The following is a 558-nucleotide window of genomic DNA, read 5'->3' on the forward strand; positions in this document are numbered from 1 at the left end:
AGACCACGATCGCGCCCGGCGCGGTGGACGTGGCACCGGACGGCCGGGCGTTCTTCACCGAGTACGGCGGCAAGCTCAAGATCTTCAAGCCGGACACCCGCACGACCGTCACCGCCGCCACGCTCAACGTCTACGGCAGCGGCCAGAATTCCGAGGACGGGCTCACCGGCCTGGCCCTGGACCCCGACTTCGCCACCACCCGCTGGATCTACCTGATGTACTCGCCGGGCGACAGCACCGAGCAGGCGGCCCGGGTCTCCCGGTTCACCATGAACGGCGACACCCTCGACCGGTCGAGCGAGAAGGTTCTGCTCACCGTGCCCGCCTGGCGCGAGAACGAGCCCGGCCACACCGGCGGGTACCTGGCGTTCGGCCCCGGCAAGAACCTCTACATCGGCGTCGGCGACGACGTGAACCCGTTCGCCTCCGACGGCTACGCGCCGATCGACGAGCGCTCCGGTCGCAAGTGGTGGGACGCCCAGGGCACCGCCGCCAACACCAACGACCTGCGCGGCAAGATCCTGCGCATCCACCCCGAGTCCGACGGCACGTACACCA

Annotated in this window: 1 protein-coding gene; it reads left to right on the forward strand. The window is 69.7% G+C overall.

Going from position 1 to position 558, the window contains the following annotated elements:
* Nucleotides 1-558, forward strand: a 558-nt coding sequence (locus ABD126_RS38660; RefSeq protein WP_343944865.1) for a PQQ-dependent sugar dehydrogenase, incomplete at both ends; no start/stop codon positions are given.

This window comes from Saccharothrix mutabilis subsp. mutabilis (genome assembly GCF_039521145.1).
Lineage (GTDB): Bacteria > Actinomycetota > Actinomycetes > Mycobacteriales > Pseudonocardiaceae > Actinosynnema > Actinosynnema mutabilis.